We start from the raw sequence: 1,973 nt of genomic DNA, 5'->3' as shown, positions 1-1,973 counted from the left end.
CGGCAGCCCGCCCGCGAGCGGCAGCCCGCCCGGTGCGCGCAGCCGGTGCCGCCGCCCGTCGATCTCGACCCAGGTGTCCACGACCCCCGGGTCGGCGGCCGGCGCGGCCAGCGCCTGGGGGTCGATCGCGGGCAGCATCTCGGTCTCGATCCACTGGGTGTGGACGGCGAGGCGCGGCCCCGCGAACGCCGGGTCGGCGAGCACGGCGCGGTGGAACGGGAGCACGGTGGGCACGCCCTCGACGACCGTCTCGGCGGCTGCCCGCCGGGCGCGCGCGATCGCGACGTCGCGCGTGGGGCCCCAGACGACGATCTTGGCGACGAGCGAGTCGAACTCCCCGGGCACCGTCGACCCGGACTCGACGCCCGCGTCGACCCGGACGCCCGGGCCACCGGGGGCGACGAACCGCTCGACGCGGCCGGGGCCGGGCAGGAAGCCGCGCGCCGGGTCCTCGGCGTTGAGCCGCAGCTCGACGGCGTGCCCGCGCGGCGCGGGGTCGTCCGTCACCGACAGCGGCAGGCCGCTCGCGACGCGGAGCTGCTCGGCCACGAGGTCGAGCCCCGTGGTCTCCTCCGTGACCGGGTGCTCGACCTGCAGGCGGGTGTTCACCTCGAGGAAGGACAGCATGCCGTCGGCGCCGAGCAGGAACTCGACGGTCCCGGCGCCGCGGTAGCCCGCCGCCGCGCACAGGTCGCGCGCCGCGGTGTGGACGCGCGCGCGGGTGGCGTCGTCGAGGAAGGGCGCCGGCGCCTCCTCGACGAGCTTCTGGTTGCGGCGCTGCAGCGAGCAGTCACGCGTGCCCGCGACGACGACGTGGCCGTGGTCGTCGGCGACCACCTGCGCCTCGACGTGCCGCGGCCGCTCCAGGAACCGCTCGACGAAGCACTCGCCGCGCCCGAACGCCGCCTCGGCCTCGCGCCGCGCGGCCTCGAACAGCTCGGGCACCTCCTCCAGCGTGCGGGCCACGCGCATGCCGCGCCCGCCGCCGCCGTGCGCCGCCTTGATCACCAGGGGCAGGCCGTGCTCCTCGGCGAAGGCGAGCGCGGCGGCGGCGTCGGGCACGGGGCCGTCGGAGCCGGGCACGAGGGGCGCGCCGACCTTCCGGGCGAGCTCGCGCGCGGCGATCTTGTCACCGAGCAGCTCGATCGTGGCCGACGACGGCCCGACCCAGACCAGCCCGGCGTCCTCGACGGCGCGCGCGGCGTCGGCCCGCTCGGAGAGGAAGCCGTAGCCGGGGTGGATCGCGTCCGCGCCGCTGCGGCGGGCGACGTCGAGCAGCTTCTCGACCGACAGGTAGGTCTCGGCGGCGGTGCGGCCGTCCAGGGCCCACGCCTCGTCGGCCAGGCGGACGTGGAGCGCGTCGGCATCGCCGTCCGCGTACACGGCGACCGAGCGGAGGCCCAGATCGGCGCATGCGCGGACGACGCGCACCGCGATCTCGCCCCGGTTCGCGACGAGCACGGTGCGGATCATGGGTGTCCTCCTGGGGTGGTGCGGGGGGTGGCTGGTGCGTGGGGCCGCACCCGGAAGCGGAGGCGGCAGCCCGGGGGGAGCTGCCCCGCGAGCGGTACGTGGTCGGCGACGACGGCGCCGACGACCGGGTAGCCCCCGGTGAGGGGGTGGTCGGCCAGGAAGAGGACGGGCAGCCCGTCGGGCGGCACCTGGATCGCTCCCGTGACGCAGCCCTCGCTGGGCAGCTCCGCGCCCTCGCGGTCGGGGCGCCGGAGCAGGGGAGCGCCGTCGAGCCGCAGGCCGATCCGGTTCGAGCGCGGCGTCACCGTCCACTCCTGACCGGTGAGCAGGTCGATCGTCGCGGGGTCGAACCAGTCGTCGCGCGGGCCGAGCACGATGTCGAGCACGACCGTCTCGCCCGGGGCGGGCAGGTCGCGGGCCGCGCCGTCCGCGGCGTGCGGGTCGACGGCGGGCAGGCCGCGCCCGGGTGCGCCGACGGGCAGCAGGTCGCCGGGGCGCAG

At 77.8% G+C, this 1,973-nt stretch carries 2 protein-coding genes; both read right to left on the bottom strand.

The annotated features are described in order from the left end of the window. The coding region (locus HLB15_RS23450; protein WP_171109156.1) for an acetyl-CoA carboxylase biotin carboxylase subunit at positions 1 to 1,473 on the bottom strand (1,473 nt) is incomplete at its 3' end. After that, positions 1,470 to 1,973 (bottom strand): 5-oxoprolinase subunit C family protein (locus HLB15_RS23445; protein ID WP_171109154.1); only part of this gene is annotated, 504 nt, incomplete at its 5' end. The genes HLB15_RS23445 and HLB15_RS23450, both read right to left, overlap by 4 nt.

Source organism: Promicromonospora citrea (assembly GCF_013004695.1).
Classification (GTDB): Bacteria; Actinomycetota; Actinomycetes; order Actinomycetales; family Cellulomonadaceae; genus Promicromonospora; species Promicromonospora citrea.
Note: the sequence above shows the minus strand (reverse complement) of the source record. Positions and strands in the feature narration are given on the sequence as shown.